Genomic DNA, 19,481 nt, shown 5'->3' on the forward strand with positions numbered 1-19,481 from the left:
ACCTAATCTCTGCTGATTCCAAGCTGGGTTAAAACTCTTTCTTCTTTCTGACGCATTTCATTTTTTTCTTCCTCACTGTGATGATCATAGCCAAAAAGATGCAGCATTCCATGAACAGTTAAATAGGCGAGTTCACGCTTTAAAGAATGTCCATATTCCTTAGACTGCTCTAGAGCCCTATTTGCTGAAATTATTATATCTCCCAGCATCTCGTCATCTATTGGAAATGAAAGTACATCTGTAGCTTCATTTTTATCTCTGTATTTTTGATTTAACTCTTTGATCTGCTGATTACTGACAAAGGCAATACTTACTTCACCACCACTATAACCTTCCAGTTCAGCAGCTGTAATAATAACTTCCCGTAAAAGATCAAACATTTCCTCGCTGATTTCAACTTTATCCTGTTGATTATTAAAATCTACATTAATCACTATTATTACCACCCTTCATCTCTTTCAGCAGTTTATCCGGGTATTCTACACGCTGATGATAAATACCGGTTAAAACTTTAACAAAGCTCTTTACTATTGTATCCAGGTCACTCAGAGTTAGATTTGACTGATCAAGCTGGTTTTCTATTAATTTATCCTTAACAAGGCCTCTAACAAATCCTTCAATCCGATCATGATTGTTTTTATTAAAGTTTTTAGATCTAATTGCTGCCTCTGTTATGTCAGCAAGCATTATTATTGCTGCTTCCTTACTCTGAGGTTTAGGACCATCATAACGAAAATCTTTCTTTTCAATATCATCATGTTTGTTATCCTGAAGCGCCTGCTGATAAAAATAAGAAATCAGATTAGTACCATGATGCTGTTTAATTATATCTATAATTTTTGAAGGCAGACCATTTTCTTCTGCCATTTCTACCCCATCTTTAACATGGGATTTAATGATTAAGGCACTCAAATTGGGGGAAGTTTTATCATGAGGATTTTCTCCACCAAATTGATTGTCTGAAAAAAAGTAGGGTCTTTTCAATTTTCCAATATCATGATAATAGGCAGCTGCGCGGGCCAATAGAGAATCTGCCCCCACATCTTCTGCAGCAGTTTCAGCTAAATTTCCTACTATAACACTGTGGTGATAGGTTCCTGGAGCCTCAACCAGCATCCGCTTTAAAATTGGCTGGCTGGGATTAGATAGCTCTAACAGTTTAACCGAGCTTGTCATATCAAATAAATCTTCAAGATAGGGCAGCAGACCATTTGCAAGCACCCCAACTAATAGCCCGTTAACAATTCCACCACCGATTGACCAGAGCAGGTATGTCCAATCCTGATTCTGCTGAAGTAATGAAAGACCACCAATTAAAAAGATTAAAATAAAACTAACATTTAAACCGGCTCTTATAATATCTCCTCTTTCTTTAACCCTGGTAACACTAAAAATACCAATCAAGCCGGCCAGAAAAGAGGTCAAAACTATATTAAAATTCATATCATAAATTGGAGCAATTAATAAGCTGATAAATAAGGTAGTAATTAAAGCTGTATCACTGCTGATTAAAACTGTAAGCAGTATTGACGCCATAGCTGTGGGTACCATAAAATCAACAAAAGGATTCTGAAAAAAAGTCATGATCTTTGCAAAGAAAACCACAGTTAAAATTAATAATTCTATCAATAATAATCTGCTGTTATCATTCCAGACATCTTTCTGATATTTATAAAAATAAAAGCCAAGCAAAAGAACCAGAATAAAGCTAATTAAAATTCTTCCGGCAATATTATAATAATTGATGCCGCCTTTCTGCAGTCCCAGTCTTTCTAAAATCTCAATATCAGCTTCTGTAACTACATCACCCTTGCGGACGATAATTTCTCCCTGTCTTACAGTTTTTTCTACAGCTTCAACTTCAGATATAGCTTCCTGCCTTCTGCTGGCAGTAGCCTCCTGATTCAAAAACATATTTGCTGCAATAACTGTTTCTGCAATTTCAGCGATAGCAAGTCTTTGATCACGCGAAATATCCATCTCCATTGCACTTTGGCGCAGTTCTTCACGGGCAGATACCAGATCTGATGGCAGAATCCTGCTGCCCAGCTTATTTTCTAAAAGATTAAGTGTCCGATCCTCAATTTCTGATAATTCTTCCTGGTTAAGAGTAATTAAGACTCCAAGGCTTTCCTGACTGAGTTCATAATCAATTTCAGCACTGGTCAGATCAGCAATTTCATTAATTTCTGCCTGACTAAAGTTTTTAATTTCAGCGTCTGTTAAATTATTCTCTTCCTCCTCAGCAGAATCTTCACTAACTGCCTCATTGATTTGACCCTGCTCAGTTTCATTTTCTTCTGTTAGAGAAATTTTATTATTATAAAAGAACTTTCTTTCAGCAGTTACTGCTGCAAATAAACTATCAACTTTTTTTAGCACATTCTCTTCCACAGTACTGTCTTCTTCATATACCCTGGGCGCAGTATCTGCTGCCCGCTGTCTTAATTCAGAAGTTCTAGCCTCATCAATAAAAGTGATCGTCCTGGGAGCTGTAATATCGCTCTGACTTACCTGACCTGCTCTTAAATCAACCTGATTTGGAATTAAATCCAAATTCAAAATTAGAGCAACCAGAAGAAAGAAGATCACAGCCCAGATTACTTTATAGGTGTTTGTTGAAAAATCAAGATATTCTCTTCTCCAATTTCGGAGTTTGACTCTTAATTTTTTCATAAATTTCATTTTTAGTTCCCACTTTCATAACTTTCATATGCTTTTATGATTTCTTTAACCAGATCGTGTCTGACCACATCATGTCTACTTAAATAGACAAAGTCTATTCCCTTAATATCTTTTAATATTTTTTGAACAGTGGCCAGGCCGGATCTTTTTTTACTGGGAAGATCGATTTGGGTTATATCACCTGTAATTACTGCCTTAGAATTAAATCCAATTCTGGTTAAAAACATTTTCATCTGCTCTAAAGTGGTATTTTGAGCTTCATCCAGAATCACAAAAGAATCGTCAAGTGTTCTTCCCCGCATATAAGCCAGGGGAGCAACTTCTATAATATCTTTTTCCTGATATAACTTAGCTTTTTCAGGTCCCAAAATATCATAAAGTGCATCATATAAAGGTCTCAAGTAAGGATCAACCTTTTCCTGCATATCTCCAGGTAAAAAGCCTAAATTTTCTCCTGCTTCAATTGCTGGTCTGGTCAATACTATTCTGTTGATTTCATTATTTAAAAGACTTTTTACCGCCATAACCATTGCCAGATATGTCTTACCTGTTCCAGCTGGACCAATAGAAAAAACAATATCTCTATTTTTTATTGACTCCAAATAAAGTTTTTGCCCCATCGTCTTAGCTTTTATTTTCCGACCTTTATAATTTTCTAATATAACTTCATCATAAATTCTATTTAAATCAACAGCCGGATTTCGTTTTAAAAGCTCAGCTGCATATTTAAGTTTTCGCGGTGATAGTTCCTCATTTTGATCTGTCAATGATAATAATTTTTTTATTATCTTTACAGGATTTTCAAGATCACCATCACTCTTTATTTTTATCTGATTACCTCTGCCGCTGAGCTTTAAGGAAAGTATATCTTCTAAAAGCCTTAAGTTCCGATCATTATGACCGAAAAAGTTTTGGGCAAGCTGATAATCATTAATTTCAATTTTTCTCTCTTTTTGACTCAAATTATAACTCCTCCTTAATACTTTTACTTATTTATTATATCATATTTATTTCTTTAAACAAATTTAGCGAAAAAACTGCAGCCGGAGGGGGGCCACAGTTTTGAAGAAGATTTGATTTTAATCTTTTTTTAAAGCTTTTGGTTTAGATAAGATTTCTTTATAAATAACAGCCTTTTCCACCTCATTGTACTGAGCAAAAATTTCCCCCAGTGAGCTGCTTTTTTTACTGCTGAGTTCTTGTTGATCAGGATTACCCTTTATTAGTTTATCTTTTTTATTTTTAGCATTATCTCTTTTTGAATTTGTTCTCGAACTCTTTAAAATTCTTTCCTTACTTTCAGCCAGGGATTTCTTTTCAGCTTCAGCTATTCTATTTTCAAGCTCATTCTGATCAAAATTTTCTTCAGCTTGAGAGCCTTTCTTTTTAATTTCTTCACCAGCCTGATCAATTGTCAGATCAAAGTTTTTCCTGACAAAATCAAATCCCCTTTTGAAAAATGCTAATATCTGAAAAATAATGAAAAAGAATATTATTAATGTAGGAAGTACAAAAATAAGATCTTCCATATTTCACCTCCAGCATTGATGACAGTTTAAACTATTAGTTTTCATTCTGCTTATCTTTTTCATTTTCGGAAGCTTCGGAAATACTGGTTCTCATTTTTGTATCTGACTCCACATTTTTAAGATTCATATAATCCATTACGCCCAGATTACCTTTTTTAAGAGCTTCGGACATAGCCAGTGGAACTTCTGCCTCAGCTTCAACAACTTTAGCCCGCATTTCCTGGACTCTAGCTTTCATTTCCTGCTCTTCAGCTACTGCCATTGCTCTTCTTTCTTCAGCCTTAGCCTGAGCAATTTCTTTATCTGCTTCTGCCTGATCTGTCTGCAGCTGAGCACCAATGTTTTTACCAACATCAACATCAGCAATATCAATAGATAAAATTTCAAATGCAGTTCCAGAATCCAGTCCTTTATCTAAAACTGTTTTAGAAATCGAATCCGGATTTTCCAGTACTTTTTTATGTGATTCTGCAGAACCTACTGTTGTGACAATACCCTCTCCAACTCGTGCCAGAACTGTTTCTTCTCCAGCTCCACCTACAAGACGATCTATATTTGCTCTAACTGTTACTCTAGCAGTTGCCATCACCTGAATACCGTCCATTGCTACCGCAGTGACAATTGGAGTCTGAATAACTTTCGGATTAACACTCATTTTAACTGCTTCTAAAACATCTCTTCCTGCCAGATCAATTGCTGCAGCTCTCTCAAATGTTAAGTCAATCTCTGCTCTTTGAGCAGCAATTAAAGCATCAACAACTCGGTCAACATTTCCTCCTGCCAGGTAATGAGCTTCTAGTTGATCACTGCTTAAACCCTTACCTGCCTTATGGGATTTAATCATCGGTCCAACAATTGAAGAAGGTACTACTCTTCTTAAACGCATTCCGATTAAATTGAAAAAGCCAACCTTAACTCCGGCAGCCGTTGCCGAAATCCATAAACCAATTGGGATAAAGTAGAAAAACAAAACAAAAAATAATATTAAAGCAACTAAAATTAAAATTGAAAATATTTCCATTATTTATTCCTCCTCTGATGTTTCTCTAACAACAACTCTTGAGCCTGAAACAGAAATAACCTTTACTTTTTTATCTTTTTCTATAAAAGCACCTTCACTAACTGCGTCAATTCTTTTTCCATTAATCTCAATTGTACCTGCCGGACGCAGTTTGGAAAGAGTTTTCGCTTCCTGGTCTAAATAATCTTTTTTAGAGCTTGAAGAATAATAATTTTTGGAACTACTTTCTAAAGATATCCGCTTCCAAAAACGGCTGCTGCCGAACTTCTTAAACATAAATACTGCAATCACCATTGTAAATAAAACTACTGCCAGCAGCACATTTATTGCAATTGTAGTATTGGGAAAAATAAAAAACAAACTAACAAGAACTGCTGCAATCCCACTAATACCTGCAATTCCAAATCCGGGAATTATAAACACTTCTGCCAGAATTAAAATCACACCAATGATAAAGAGAACTACAATCCCAGTTCCAATTGCTCCGGTAAAAATATGACTGGCAAAAAATATCAGTAAGGCTATAATTCCAACAGTTCCTCCCAGAGCAAAGCCGGGAGTCAGCGCTTCAAAAATCAGAGCTGAAAAGGCAATAATTAAAACCAGAGAACTGATATAAGGACTGCTGATAATACCCATTATTTTTTCTAAATTAGTCTTTTCTACTGTCCTAATTTCATTTAGATCAACTTCTCTAATCGCTGCTACATCAGCAAGACTTGAGGCATTAAAATCTGCCATTTGATATTCCAGCGCCTCTGCTGCAGTCAGAGTTAAAAGTTTATCTTTTGCTATCAGACCTTCAATTTCTACTGCAGCATCAACCATTGCCTCTGCAATTTGAGGATTTTTGTTTCTTCTCTCTGCTGTAGCTGCAAATTCTTTTCTTAAAGCAGAAATATATTTCTCTTCATTAGGCCTTGTCTCAGCAGCTCCAATACTCGCTGAAGGAGAAATGTATAACTCTTCTCCCGCCAGAGCTATTAAGGCTGCAGCAGACCAGGCTCTGCCGCTGACAAAAGTAATTACCTCTACTTCTGATTCTAAAATTCTATCTCTTATTTTTAAAGCAGGGTCTACATAGCCTCCAAGAGAGCTGATTTCTATGATCACAAAATCTACCCCTGCTGCTTCAGCCTGGCTCAGATTTTTATCTATAAAAGCATATTCTGCACTGTTAATTTCTCCATCAAGTCGGATATGAATTACTTCTGCTTCTGCAGCAGAGCTATAAAAAGTAAAAGTTAACATTAATATTAAAAAAATTAAAATTTTTCTTTTCATAATTGAACCTCCAGTATAGAGGAATAAAGAAGGGGAAATCCCCTTCTTTTAAATTCTATTTTAATTTGATATTTAGCTGCTCAATTTTTCTTTAACTTTTTCACTAACCATTGAGCCGTCAGCTCTACCTTTTATTTTAGGCATGATGGCACCCATTACCTGACCCATATCAGACATATTCTCTGCTCCTGTTTCGGAAATAACCTCTTCTACAAGCTGGTCAACTTCTTCTTCTGACATCTGTTCAGGTAAATATTCCTGGAGAATCTCAATTTCTTGATGCAGTTTTTTCATAACATCATCTTTCCCTGACTTTTCAAAATCAGCAAGTGAATCTTTGATTTGTTTAACCTGCTTTGCAATCACAGCTGTTACACCCTGATCATCTAATTCCTCGCCAGTTTCAATCTCTTTATTTTTTATTTCTGACCTGGTCATTCTAATTACCGAAAGTCTGGCCTTATCCTTTGCCTTCATTGCTTTTTTCATATCTTCCAATAGCTGTTCTTTTAATTCACTCATTTTAACATCTCCAATCTATTTTACAATTAAACGATTATATTTTTTAGAACCCATTTTTAACCTGGAGGCCACTGCAGTTCACGACCACCTAATAAATGGAAGTGAATATGATAAACAGTCTGACCACCTTCATCTCCACAATTACTAACCAGTCTGTAACCTGAATCATCAATTCCATTTTCTGCTGCCATTTTTTTGGCCACCTGATAAACATGACCAATTAAATCATTTTCGCTTGCCTCTAAATGGTTTAAATCAGCTATATGTTTTTTAGGAACAATTAATAAATGAACAGGTGCCTGAGGATTAATATCTTCAAAAACTACTACCTGATCATCTTCATAAACAAAATCAGTATCCATCTCACCTGAAGAAATCTTACAGAACAAACAATCTGCCAAGAAAAATCCCTCCTTTTATTTTTTCTAATTTCAATTTTAAAAGAATATCTCAGATTTTTTTAGAAAAAGTGACTATTAACTATATTCGCTTAAAAGAATAATATTCCTGCTAATCTATTATTTTTCCCAGGATATGATGAGAATCAAAAGACTCTTCCAGCCTAACTTCAACCAGCTCATTTTTTAATTCATCAGGTCCATCAACTAAAACCTTGAGATAGTTATCAGTATATCCTGTTAATAAATCAGTCTGATGATCTCTTACCTCTTCTATTAGGACCTCTCTCTTTTCTCCTAAAAATTCTTTTTGATAATCGAGCATTAACGCTTCATTAATTAACCTTAATTTTTTACTGTACTCAGTCACAATATTCCCATTCAACTGATCCATTTCTGCTGCAGGTGTACCTTCCCTGGCTGAATAAGGAAAAACATGTACTTTAGCAAAACCAATTTCCTTTACTGCTTCAACAGTTTGAGCAAATGTTTCTTCTGTTTCCCCGGGGAAACCAACTATTACATCTGTAGTTAATGCCAGATCGGGTATTCTTTTTCTGAGTTCAGCCACAGTTTCTTTAAATTCTCCAGCAGTATAGGGACGCTGCATGGCATCCAGAATTTGATCACTACCACTCTGCAGCGGAAGGTGTAAATGAGGACAGAATATATCTTCTTCCGCAATTAAATCCATCATTCCCTGATCAATTTCGGTGCCTTCGATTGAGCTCAAACGAACTCTTTTTAAACTTTCAATTTCAGTTAAACTCTGCATTAATTCTGTTAAGGCTTTAGAATTCCCATTTTCACTTCCATAAGCCCCTAGATGGGTTCCGGTTAAAATAATTTCTTTTACTCCCTGCTGAGAAAGTTTTCTAATTTCTGCAACCACATCTTCTTTTTTGCGGCTGCGAACAGGTCCTCTCGCATAAGGGATAATACAGTAGCTGCAGAACTGGTTGCAGCCATCTTCAATTTTAACGTTAGCTCTGGTGGTGTTAGAAAGCCGCTTTAAGTTTAATTCCTCATAGTCCCTAAGTTCTTTATATTCCTTAATTTCAGCATCTACATCTCTACCGGCCAGCATCTCTTCTGCTTTGTCCAATATTTCCGCTTTATTATTGCTGCCCATTACAAAATCAATTTCTTCAATCTCACTTACTTCATCCGGAAAAGCCTGAGTATAGCAGCCTACAATTGCCACCAGACTATCTGGAGATCTTCTTTTAGCTCGCCGGGCAATCTGCCTCGTTTTGCGAGCAGCCTCATTAGTTACAGTACAGCTGTTAACTATATACACATCTGCCATTTCGGAAAAATCTACAATCTGATAGCCATTATCTAAAAATATATCAATTACAGCTTCAGTTTCATACTGATTTACTTTACAACCCAGAGTATAAAAAGCTGCCTTTTTAATCATTTTTAATCACCAAGTTCACCTTTCTCATATAAAATTGCTGTCAATGCAGTAATTCCTGCTGTTTCTGTTCTTAAAATTCTTGGTCCCAGGCTAATAACTTCTGCTTTTAGCTCAGTTTTGAATTTCTCAACTTCTGCTTCCGAAAAACCGCCTTCCGGACCAATAATCACCAGAATATTTGCTTCCTGACTAACTGGATTATCTCTAAAAAAATTCTTAATTGAATAACTTTTTTCATCTTCCCATAAGATTAAAACATAGTCAAATTTATCCTTTAAATTTTTAAGGTTATCTGAACTATAGAAATCTTTAATTTCTGGAATCACAGCTCTACCTGACTGTTTGGCTGCTGCTTCAGCAACTCTCTGCCAGCGGCTCTGTTTTTTCTCCTTTTTCTTATGATTATATTTTACTATAGTTCTCTTGCTTTCTAAAGGAATTAAACCTGCAAAACCAATTTCTGTTGCTTTCTCTACAATTAAATCCATTTTACTCTTTTTGGGTAAACCCTGAGCCAGCCAGACTTTAATTCCTGACTCAACTTTAGATTTTTCTTTAGTCAATATTTTAAGTTCTGCTCCATCATCACTAAAGTTAATTATTTCTGCTTCCATATCAAAACCACTACCATCAGAAAGAATAACCCTGTCACCTAGATTAAGGCGCAGGGAATTTTTTAGATGGTTATAGTCATTTCCAGAAATAATTACTCTACTGTCAATTTCAGTACTCTGATCTATAAAAAATCTATGCATTTTTTTCACTCCACTATTTTAGAGTCTCTCAAATTATAAGTTTAGCAATTTCATTCTATCAATTAATTAAATTACCTTGCTATTATATATTAATCGCGTCTTTTATTTTTTTTAAAAAGCTTTTATGCTCTGGATTTATTTCTTCACCGCTGATATCAGCAAATTCTGCCAGCAGTTCTTTCTGTTTATTATCTAAATCTTTTGGAATCATAACTTTTACCTTAATATACTGATCACCACGACCATATCCATTAAGATGCTGAATACCTTTGTTTTTAAGTCTAAAAGTTGTACCAGGCTGAGTTCCTTCAGGAATGTCAAACTGAACTTTCCCCTCTAAAGTAGGAACTTTAATCTTGTCACCAAGGGTAGCCTGAACAAAACTTATTGGAACCTCACAGTAGAGATCATCACCTTTGCGGTCAAAAATCTTATGCTCCTGGACATCGATTACAATATATAGGTCACCTGCAGGTCCACCTTTTTCTCCAGCCTGGCCTTCCCCGGACATTCTGAGTCTGGTTCCAGTATCTACACCAGCCGGTATGTTAACAGTTAATTTGCGCTGTTTACGAACCTTGCCTGAACCATTACACTTATGACAGGCTTCTTCAATAATCTTACCATCCCCACCACATTTTGGACAGGCTCTTGTCTGAGTAAACTGTCCAAATGGTGTCTGCTGGCTGCTGCGCACCTGGCCCTGACCATTACATTCCGGACAGGTTTTGACATCTGTTCCAGGTTCAGCACCACTGCCACCACAGCGGTCACACTCTTCTTCCCGTGGAATTCTAATTTCTTTCTTACCACCAAAAGCAGCTTCTTCAAAAGAAATTTGCAGCCTATACTGCAGATCTGCTCCCCGGCGTGGTCCATTCTGTCTGCGGCCGCCCATGCCGCCGCCAAATCCAAACATATTGAAAAGATCATCAAGTCCACCAAAACCGCCGCGAGCAAAATCATCAAAATTGAAGTCCTGATCATTAATACCTGAATGACCATACTGATCATAACGAGCTCTCTTGTCCGGATCACTTAATATCTCATAAGCCTCAGATATTTCTTTAAACTTCTCTGAGGTATCCTTTTCCTGATTCATATCAGGATGATATTTTTTGGCAAGCTTACGATAAGCCCGCTTAATTTCTTTTTGATCGGCATCCCGGTCAACACCGAGCAATTCGTAATAATCTTTTTTTGCCATCTTAAAATCACCTCTCTAAAAAGAAAGAGAAAACAGTTATAGGGAGAGGCCTCCTCTCCCTAAACTGACACATCTTTCTCATTACTTACAAATTATAGTTGTGTTATATATTAATTGTCTAATTTACTTTTCTTCGTCTTCATCTACTTCTTCAAAATCTACATCTACTGTATTGTCATCAGCTTGAGAAGCTCCAGCTTCTGGCTGTGGACCTGCCTGGCCTGCTCCTGTTTGAGCACCGGCTCCTGCAGCTCCTGCTCCAGCCTGAGCTCCTTCTGCCTGTGAATATAGTTCAGAACTTAATTCAGTTAGCTCATCAGTTAATGCTTCCATTTTTTCTTTGATTGCTTCAATTTCAGCATCTTCATCCTGCAGAATTTCTTTAAGCTCATCCTTAGCAGCTTCTACTTTTTCTTTGATTGAATCATCAACCTTATCTCCAGCTTCATCTAAGGTCTTTTCTGTCTGATGAACTAAAGCATCTGCTTCATTGCGAGTTTCAATTTTTTCTACTCGCTTTTTATCTTCTTCAGCATGCTCTTCGGCATCTTTTACCATTTCATCAATCTCTTCTTCAGATAAACCACTTGTTGACTTAATGGTGATTTTCTGCTCATTGCCTGTACCTTTATCTTTAGCAGCTACATGCACAATACCATTTTTGTCAATATCAAACTCTACTTCAATCTGAGGTACTCCACGTGGTGCAGGTGGAATATCAGTTAACTGGAAGCGGCCTAAGGTCTTGTTATCCTTAGCCATCTTTCTCTCACCCTGCAGAACATGGATATCTACACTTGACTGATTATCAGTCGCGGTAGAGAATATCTTAGACTTGGAAGTAGGAATTGTAGTATTTCTATCAATTAATTTAGTAAATACTCCCCCAAGTGTTTCGATACCGAGAGATAGTGGTGTAACATCTAAGAGTACTACATCATCAACATCCCCAGCTAAAATACCACCCTGAATTGCAGCACCAACAGCTACAACCTCATCAGGGTTGATTCCTTTGTGGGCATCTTTACCGATTAGTCCCTTAACTGCTTCCTGAACAGCAGGAATTCTGGTAGATCCACCAACAAGAATAACCTCATCTATATCAGATTTATCCATTCCAGCATCTTTTAACGCTTTACGAGCTGGCTCCATAGATTGCTCGATTAAATCACTGATCAGACTTTCAAACTTAGCTCTTGTTAGATCAATATCTAAGTGTTCAGGTCCTTCATCAGTCTGAGTAATAAATGGTAGATTAATATTAGTCTGCTTTACACTGGAAAGCTCAATTTTAGCTTTTTCGGCAGCATCTTTTAAGCGCTGAAGTGCCATTTTATCTTTCTTTAAATCAATTCCAGTTCTATTTTCAAATTCTTCTGCCAGATAATCAATAATTCTCTGGTCAAAGTCATCTCCACCAAGGTGGTTGTTACCATTTGTAGCAATTACTTCGAATACTCCATCTCCAATATCAAGAATGGAAACATCAAAGGTACCTCCACCAAGGTCATAAACTAAGATAGTTTCTTCACCTTTATCATCTAAACCATAAGCTAAAGAAGCAGCTGTAGGCTCATTGATAATTCTTTCTACTTTTAAACCAGCAATTTTACCGGCATCTTTTGTTGCCTGACGCTGAGCATCACTGAAGTATGCAGGAACTGTAATTACAGCTTCCTCAACTTCTTCGCCTAAATACTCTTCAGCATCTCTTTTCAATTTCTGCAGAATCATTGCAGAAATCTGCTGAGGATTATATTCTTCATCATTCAATTTAACTTTATAATCAGAACCCATGTGTCTTTTAATGGATGCTACTGTCTGATCAGGGTTAGTTACAGCCTGACGCTTAGCATGCTCACCAACAATTCTTTCTCCTTTTTTAGAATATGCTACTACAGAAGGAGTAGTTCTAGCACCTTCCTTATTTGGAATAACGGTTGGTTCTCCACCTTCCATTACTGCCACACAGGAATTAGTTGTTCCTAAGTCAATACCAATTACTTTACCCATTTTATATTCCTCCTTATAAAATTGTTATCTAAGTTTTTGATTAATATAAATTTAAATTTGCTAAAATTTTATCTAAAAATTTAAAACTTTATTTTAACCAGCTACTTTTACCATTGCCGGTCTAATTACTCTATCATCAAGACTGAAGCCTTTCTGAACGACTTCAACCACAGTTCCTTCTTCAAACTCTTCGCTTTCAACTCGCATAATCGCCTCATGATACTCCGGGTTAAATTCTTCACCTTCTGCCAGAATTTCTTCAATCCCCTGGTCAGCAAAAGTTTTTAAGAGCTGATTATAGATCATTTCAACTCCCTGATAAAATTCATTTTTATTATCCTCTGATTTTAATGCCCGCTCAAAATTATCAATAACAGGCAGCAAACTGGCACAGAGTTTAATTTTACCCCGGGCAGACATTTCAGCCTTTTCTCGCTGACTTCTTTTGCGATAATTAACAAAGTCTGCCTGCAGCCTCTGCAGTCGACTTAAAAGATCATCGATTTCAGCATCCATTTCTTCAATTTTTTCGTTTTTTTCTTTTACTTCTTCAATTAGTTCTTCGCGAGAAAGCTCCATCTGAACTCCTTTAAGCTCTTCAGTTTCTTCAGCTTTCTCTTCCTCATTTTCTTCAACCTGAGAATTTTCATTCTCCTGAGCCCTTTTGGCTGCTGTTTCAGTTTTCTCTTTTTCTGTTTCCATTTCAATATTTTCTTTTTCTTTGTCCATAATTATCACCCACTAGCTTTAGAAATTAATTTACCTAAAATATCTGAAATTACATCAACCGATGAAATAACACGCGGATATTCCATACGGGTGGGACCAATAACGCCAATTTTCCCAACTGCTCTATTTGAAATATAATAGGTTGCAACAACCAGTGAGCAGTTTTTAATATCTTCAACTTCATTTTCCTGGCCGATCTTAATTTCAAGATCAGAACCAGACATACTGTTTATAATTTTATTAAGCATTTCTTCCTGGTCCAGCAGTCTAAGCATCTTTTTAACCTTTTCTAAATCATTAAACTCGGGCTGTTCTAAAATATAAGAAGTTCCCCCAAGATAGACTTTAACTCCACCAGGTTCAAATGCACCTTCAAACTCATTATAAAACTGTTTAAATAGGTCAACAGACAAATCAAGTCTTGCCATCAGTTCTTTTTCAACTTCTTTTAGATAATTAGTATCTAAATTAGCAAGTAGTTTATTTTCCAGCTTTTCGCTTAAAAATCTATTAAGATAAGAAATTTTGCGTGCAGATAAACTCTGATCAAGGTTAATAATCTTATTGTTAACCATCCCTGTATCAGTTACTAAAACTAAAAGTAGGGAGTTATCTGCCAGCTGCATTATCTCAACCTTTTTTAAACGACTGACCTGACTTTTGGGCTCACTAACCATAGCAGTATAATGAGTCATATTGGAAAGCATTTTTGCCATACCAGAAATTATATCCTGTACATCCTGAAGATCCTGATATAAATTCTCTATATTTTCTATTACCCCAGGAACTTCATTTTTTTCTCTGCTGACAAGCTGATCAACATAATAGCGATAACCTTTATCAGAAGGCACTCGACCAGCAGATGTATGAGGCTGTTCTAAATAACCTAAATCTTCTAGATCAGCCATTTCGTTTCTGATAGTTGCAGGACTTACATCCAGATTATATTTTTTTGCAAGTGTCTTTGAGCCAATCGGAGATGCAGAAATTATGTGTTCCTGAATGATGGCCTGCAGTATTTGCTTTTTTCTCGGATCTAATTCTTCAACCATCATTTCTCACCTCTTTTTTTAGCACTCAATTAAGGAGAGTGCTAACAGCTAATAATAAAATAACATATTGATTTTTTTTTGTCAAATTTTAATTGGAATTAATCAAGCAGAAATTTTAAGAAAACTTCGTTTGCTAATTCTTTTCCCCGCTCTGTTAAATAAATTCTCTCATTTCCTTCCTTTATTAGCTGCTTTGATTTCAATTCTTCAATCTCCTCTTTAAAAACTTTTTTAACTCCAACTTTAAATTGACTATAAAATTTATGATAAAATAATCCCTGGGCCGTTCTTAAGGCCAGAAAAGAATATTCGGCCATCTTTTCTTTTGGCTCAAGACAGTTTAAAGTCCTAATTTTTGATTCAATATTAGGGGGAAACAGATTTGAATTATCTGCTGCTCCATCACTTATCAATTCTTTAAAACTTCTTTTTTGGGGATTATAATGATCTAAATATTGATTGAGATCAGCAATATTCTGGGATCTGCAGCTGCCGTCGAAAGCTGCTGCTCCTGGTCCAAGAGCTAAATAAGGTTCAAATAACCAGTAAAGATAGTTGTGTCTGGCCCTATAACCTCTCTGAGAAAAATTAGAAATTTCATAGTGCTGATAATCAGCAGCTTTTAAGTTATCTACAGCCAGCTCATACATCTCTGCATCCAGCTCCTCCGAGGGTAACTTTAGTTCACCACTGTGATAACGCTTATAAAAAGGTGTGTTTTCGTGGATCTCAAGATTATATAATGAAATATGAGGTGGTTTAAAACTAAGCATGGTCTCTAAATCATCAGCAAATTCATTTAAGCTCTGTTCCGGCAGAGCAAAAATCAGATCAGCACTGTAATTACCAAAATATTGATCTATCAAAGTTAAAATTTTTTTGTTCTTCTCTGAACTGCTTTTTCGTCCCAAAAAATCTAAATGCTGGTCATTAAAACTTTGAATTCCAACGCTCAATCTATTAACCCCGGCTCTCTTTAAGCCAATAATCTTATCTTCATTAATTGAAGCAGGATTAACCTCCACTGTAATTTCAGCAGTCGGAATAAGCTTAAAATTTTTCTTAATTTTTTTTATCAGTTCTCTGATATAAAAAGGTTCTATTAATGAAGGAGTTCCTCCTCCAATATATATTGTCTGCAGTAAATTATTATTAACTTTTTGAGATAATTCTTCTAATTCCATAAAAAGGGCGAACCAGTAAAGGTCCACCCTCTGTTTGGAGTATTTAACTGAATAAAAATCACAGTAAGGACATTTGCTGCTGCAGAAAGGAAGGTGAATATATAAAGCATTGGCTAAACTAAAATTTAAATTAGGCATTTTCATCCCTTTCTAAAACTGTCATAAATGCTTCCTGAGGAATCTCTACACTTCCAACCTGTTTCATCCGCTTTTTACCTTCTTTTTGCTTTTCTAATAATTTCCTTTTACGGCTGACATCTCCACCATAACATTTCTGCAGTACATTTTTCCGCATCGCTGGAATATTTACTCGAGCAATAATTTTCCCACCGACTGCAGCCTGAATTGGAACTTTAAACATATGGCGGGGAATAACTTCTTTTAATCTTCTTACAAGGGCATTTCCCTGCTGATATGAGTTTTCATCATGGACAATTGTAGAAAGTGCATCAACAACTTCTTTATTAATAAGAATGTCAAGTTTAACTAGCTTAGACTCTTTATAGCCTTCTAATTCATAATCTAAGGTTGCATAACCTCTGGTTTTTGATTTTAACTGATTGAAAAAGTCAGTTATAATTTCACTCAGGGGCATTTCATATTTTAAGGTAACCCGGTCCTGATCTATATACTGCATATCTTTAAATTCACCGCGATTATCCTGACAGAGCTCCATTGCCTGACCAACATATTCTTCCGGCAGGTGAATTTCAGCAGTCACAAAAGGTTCTTTTATCTTATCAATTTCACTCTGTTCTGGAAAAGCAGCTGGATTTTCTATTCTCAGCTCTTCCCCATTCTTTTTAATAATCTGATATTCCACACTGGGAGCAGTAATCACCAGATCAAGATCATATTCTCTCTCCAGTCTTTCCTGAATAACCTCCATGTGCAGCAGCCCTAAAAATCCACAGCGAAAGCCAAATCCTAAAGCTTCAGATGTTTCTGGTTCGAAGGTGAAAGAAGCGTCATTTAACTGCAGTTTTTCTAAAGCTTCTTTTAAAACCTCATAATCGGCATTATCAGTCGGATAAAGACCACTAAATACCATCGGCTGAACCTTCTGATAACCAGGAAGTGCTTTAGCAGCAGGGTTATTTTTTAAAGTGATTGTGTCTCCCACCCGGCAGTTTCTAACATCTTTAATCCCGGAGATAATATAACCAACTTCTCCAGAGCTTAACTCGTCTTTTTTCTGCATGGCAGGACTAAAAAATCCAACCTCATCAACCTCATAACTTTTCTGATTGGACATCAATAAAATTTTATCACCTTTTTTTACTGAGCCTTCCATAACTCTAACATAGGCAATTACCCCCTGATAGGAGTCATAGAGTGTATCAAAGACTAAAGCTTTTAAAGGCTGGTTTTCTCCATTATAAGGAGCTGGAACCCGCTCAATAATTGCTTCCAGTATCTGATCAATATTTGTCCCTTCTTTAGCACTGGCTAAGATAGCTTCATCCGGATCAATACCAATATCCAAAAGCTGTTCTTTGACCCGCTGAGGGTTAGCTGATGGTAAATCAATTTTATTAATAACTGGAATAATCTCTAAATCATGCTCTAAGGCCAGATAAATATTAGCCATTGTCTGAGCTTCTACTCCCTGAGCAGCATCAATTACTAAAAGAGCTCCTTCACAGGCGGCAAGGCTTCTTGATACCTCATAAGCAAAATCAACATGGCCCGGTGTATCAATCAAATTAAGTTCATAGCCCTGATGTTCAATAGTCACCGCCTGAGCCTTAATTGTAATTCCTCTTTCTCTTTCTAAATCCATTTTATCTAATACCTGTTCCTGCATTTTACGATCTGTAATAGTTCCTGTATATTCTAACATACGATCAGCAAGAGTCGATTTCCCGTGATCAATATGAGCTATTATGCAGAAGTTTCTAATTTTATCGGTCTGCAAAAAGACTTCCTCCTTTTAATAAATCATTTTGCTGGACAAAAATTAATATCCACAGCACTTTAATTATATTATACTTAAGCTGATTAATCAATTCTCTTTTTGAACAGCCAGTTGTGTTCAAAATTTTTAAACTCTTTCTGTTCATGGCTTTTTTTGAATTTAACTCTTGCATTTTAGGAAACAACATGTTAAAATTGAAATGTTGCAAATTAAGTCTGAGAGTATAAATACTTACTTTTAAGAGGGGGTGAAGTTAGATGCCTATTATTAAATCTGCTAAGAAAAGAGTTAAGACAACAGAAAAGAAAACTGCTCAAAATCGCGAATGGAAAGATAGATTAAAAAATGTGATTAAGGATATGGAAAAAGCAGTTGAAGCAGGGGACAAAGAAGCTGCTGCAGAACAGTTAAAAGAGACTAAAAAGGTCATCGATAAGGCTGTAACAAGAAATATTATTCATAAGAACAACGCAGCCCGCAAAAAATCCCGCCTCACAAAGATGTATAATAATATGTAATTAAAAATTAAAATTTATCTAAAAGATAGCTATCTTTTAAATTATTAAACTCATCCAGCTGGATGAGTTTTTTGTTTGTCTAAAAAAATCCAGCCCCTATCGATTTTAGGAGGCTGGATTTTTTTATCTAGATTTTAATATGCAATTGATTTGATGATAATCATTTCTAAAGCAGTGTTCTGATCTGGATAATAACCTGTTAAAAAGTGATAATTAGCTCTCAGGATCTCTTCTAATATATTTTCCAGCTCTTTTTGAGTGAAATTTCTGCTCCGCTGCATTGCTTTTTTTACAGGGTAGGGATGTTTATTTATCTTCTTAGCTATTTTGCGATTATCATGAGTATATTGACTGTAAAATTTAACCTGCATTAAAAGCTCAATTTGATTTTTGAGCATTGTTAGTAAATAAAGTGGATAAACTCCCTTATTCAGCATTTCTTTTAAAGTCAAAAGAGCCTGGTCAGTTTTTTTGTCCCCTATCAGATCTAAAAAATTAAATATTTCTTCATCTTCTAAAAATTTTTCTCTGCTAATTATATTTTTTAAATCATAGTAAGAAATCTTCTCTTTATCCGGATAGCGAGTGACAATCTTTTCTATCTCACTGTTTAATATTTCCAGCTTATTGCTGAACATGTTTTCCAGCATTTTTACACTCTGGCTGTCAATTTTTTTATTATACTTTTTAAAGCGCTCTTTAATCCACCTGTCCAGATCACGATAGCGGGGAGTTTCAAATTCCTGATATTCAGCAATTTTTTTTAAAGTCAGATAGAATTTTTTTCTTTTATCTACCTTATTTGCTGTTAAAAATATAAGGGTGGTGCTCTGATTTAAATTTTGAAAGATTTTCAGCAACCTCTGTTTTTCTTCCTTTTTTAGAGAGTCATCCTCACTAAAATGAGAAATAACAAATCTCTTTTCTGCTCCCATTGGTGGAGTCTGAACAGCATTAGATAGTCTTTTTAAATAATCATCACCAGGGTTAACATAAGAAAGATTAAAATCCCTTATAGCTTCGGGTACAAATTTATCTATAAATTTTTCTTTAAATTTATTTCTTAAATATGAGTTTTCTGCATAAATATAATATAATTTTTTTGCTTTCTGCTCATTTTTTATAAATCCTTCTAAATCCATTTACTTCCACCTCAATAATTATAAACTAGTTAGTCTGTTAATATAGTTTAACATATTTTAGGCAGCCTCTCCAGTCAATTAGTTTTAATCAGCCTGATTTT

At 35.7% G+C, this 19,481-nt stretch carries 18 protein-coding genes; 1 reads left to right on the forward strand and 17 read right to left on the reverse strand.

Translation table 11 applies throughout. The annotated features are described in order from the left end of the window. Window positions 1-2: 2 nt before the first annotated feature. From ybeY to lepA, 16 genes are all read right to left on the reverse strand, one after another. A complete protein-coding gene (gene ybeY / locus C8C76_RS03270) occupies window positions 3-434 on the reverse strand; it encodes an rRNA maturation RNase YbeY (RefSeq protein ID WP_108138613.1) in 432 nt (143 codons plus the stop codon). Beyond that, complete coding sequence (locus C8C76_RS03275) at window positions 427-2,685, reverse strand: HD family phosphohydrolase (RefSeq protein ID WP_108138615.1); 2,259 nt, start codon at window positions 2,683-2,685, stop codon at window positions 427-429. Before C8C76_RS03275 ends, ybeY begins: the two co-directional genes overlap by 8 nt. A 2-nt stretch (window positions 2,686-2,687) precedes the next feature. Then, on the reverse strand, window positions 2,688-3,647 hold the full coding sequence (locus tag C8C76_RS03280; protein ID WP_108138617.1) for a PhoH family protein: 960 nt from the start codon (window positions 3,645-3,647) through the stop codon (window positions 2,688-2,690). 117 nt (window positions 3,648-3,764) lie between these two features. Beyond that, the gene (locus C8C76_RS03285) at window positions 3,765-4,214 is read right to left on the reverse strand and encodes a hypothetical protein (RefSeq protein WP_108138619.1); all 450 of its coding nucleotides are present in this window, start codon (window positions 4,212-4,214) and stop codon (window positions 3,765-3,767) included. 34 nt (window positions 4,215-4,248) lie between these two features. Continuing rightward, window positions 4,249-5,235 (reverse strand): flotillin-like protein FloA, encoded by a 987-nt coding sequence (gene floA / locus C8C76_RS03290; RefSeq protein ID WP_108138621.1) that lies wholly within the window; start codon window positions 5,233-5,235, stop codon window positions 4,249-4,251. Window positions 5,236-5,238: 3 nt separating this feature from the next. Further along, entirely contained in the window at window positions 5,239-6,519 is a 1,281-nt protein-coding gene (locus C8C76_RS03295; protein WP_108138623.1) for an NfeD family protein, read from the reverse strand. Window positions 6,520-6,591: 72 nt separating this feature from the next. Further along, entirely contained in the window at window positions 6,592-7,041 is a 450-nt protein-coding gene (locus C8C76_RS03300) for a GatB/YqeY domain-containing protein (protein ID WP_108138625.1), read from the reverse strand. Between the two features lie 56 nt (window positions 7,042-7,097). After that, window positions 7,098-7,442 carry a histidine triad nucleotide-binding protein gene (locus C8C76_RS03305; RefSeq protein WP_108138627.1) on the reverse strand — a complete coding sequence of 115 codons (345 nt, stop codon included), beginning with the start codon at window positions 7,440-7,442 and terminating at the stop codon, window positions 7,098-7,100. A gap of 109 nt (window positions 7,443-7,551) precedes the next feature. Then, entirely contained in the window at window positions 7,552-8,862 is a 1,311-nt protein-coding gene (gene mtaB / locus C8C76_RS03310; protein ID WP_108138629.1) for a tRNA (N(6)-L-threonylcarbamoyladenosine(37)-C(2))-methylthiotransferase MtaB, read from the reverse strand. A gap of 2 nt (window positions 8,863-8,864) precedes the next feature. Further along, window positions 8,865-9,617, reverse strand: a complete 753-nt coding sequence (locus C8C76_RS03315; protein ID WP_108138631.1) for a 16S rRNA (uracil(1498)-N(3))-methyltransferase — start codon at window positions 9,615-9,617, stop codon at window positions 8,865-8,867. Window positions 9,618-9,699: 82 nt separating this feature from the next. Then, the gene (dnaJ, locus tag C8C76_RS03320; RefSeq protein ID WP_108138633.1) at window positions 9,700-10,824 is read right to left on the reverse strand and encodes a molecular chaperone DnaJ; all 1,125 of its coding nucleotides are present in this window, start codon (window positions 10,822-10,824) and stop codon (window positions 9,700-9,702) included. Window positions 10,825-10,947: 123 nt separating this feature from the next. Then, complete coding sequence (dnaK, locus tag C8C76_RS03325; protein ID WP_108138635.1) at window positions 10,948-12,837, reverse strand: molecular chaperone DnaK; 1,890 nt, start codon at window positions 12,835-12,837, stop codon at window positions 10,948-10,950. Window positions 12,838-12,930: 93 nt separating this feature from the next. Continuing rightward, a complete protein-coding gene (gene grpE / locus C8C76_RS03330; protein ID WP_108138637.1) occupies window positions 12,931-13,566 on the reverse strand; it encodes a nucleotide exchange factor GrpE in 636 nt (211 codons plus the stop codon). Window positions 13,567-13,571: 5 nt separating this feature from the next. Continuing rightward, window positions 13,572-14,621: a heat-inducible transcriptional repressor HrcA gene (hrcA, locus tag C8C76_RS03335; protein ID WP_258222411.1), complete on the reverse strand. Its 1,050-nt coding sequence runs from the start codon at window positions 14,619-14,621 to the stop codon at window positions 13,572-13,574. A 95-nt stretch (window positions 14,622-14,716) separates the two neighbouring features. After that, window positions 14,717-15,940: a radical SAM family heme chaperone HemW gene (gene hemW / locus C8C76_RS03340; protein ID WP_108138750.1), complete on the reverse strand. Its 1,224-nt coding sequence runs from the start codon at window positions 15,938-15,940 to the stop codon at window positions 14,717-14,719. Next, window positions 15,933-17,720, reverse strand: a complete 1,788-nt coding sequence (gene lepA / locus C8C76_RS03345; protein ID WP_108138638.1) for a translation elongation factor 4 — start codon at window positions 17,718-17,720, stop codon at window positions 15,933-15,935. The genes hemW and lepA overlap by 8 nt, the downstream gene beginning before the upstream one ends. Window positions 17,721-17,977: 257 nt before the next feature. Here lepA and rpsT point away from each other — a divergent pair, with 257 nt between their 5' ends. Next, a complete protein-coding gene (gene rpsT / locus C8C76_RS03355; RefSeq protein WP_108138642.1) occupies window positions 17,978-18,238 on the forward strand; it encodes a 30S ribosomal protein S20 in 261 nt (86 codons plus the stop codon). A 134-nt stretch (window positions 18,239-18,372) separates the two neighbouring features. Here rpsT and holA read toward each other — a convergent pair whose 3' ends face one another. Further along, complete coding sequence (holA, locus tag C8C76_RS03360) at window positions 18,373-19,380, reverse strand: DNA polymerase III subunit delta (RefSeq protein WP_108138644.1); 1,008 nt, start codon at window positions 19,378-19,380, stop codon at window positions 18,373-18,375. Window positions 19,381-19,481 lie beyond the last annotated feature (101 nt).

The sequence above is a fragment of the Halanaerobium saccharolyticum genome (assembly GCF_003053565.1).
Taxonomy (GTDB): domain Bacteria; phylum Bacillota; class Halanaerobiia; order Halanaerobiales; family Halanaerobiaceae; genus Halanaerobium; species Halanaerobium saccharolyticum_B.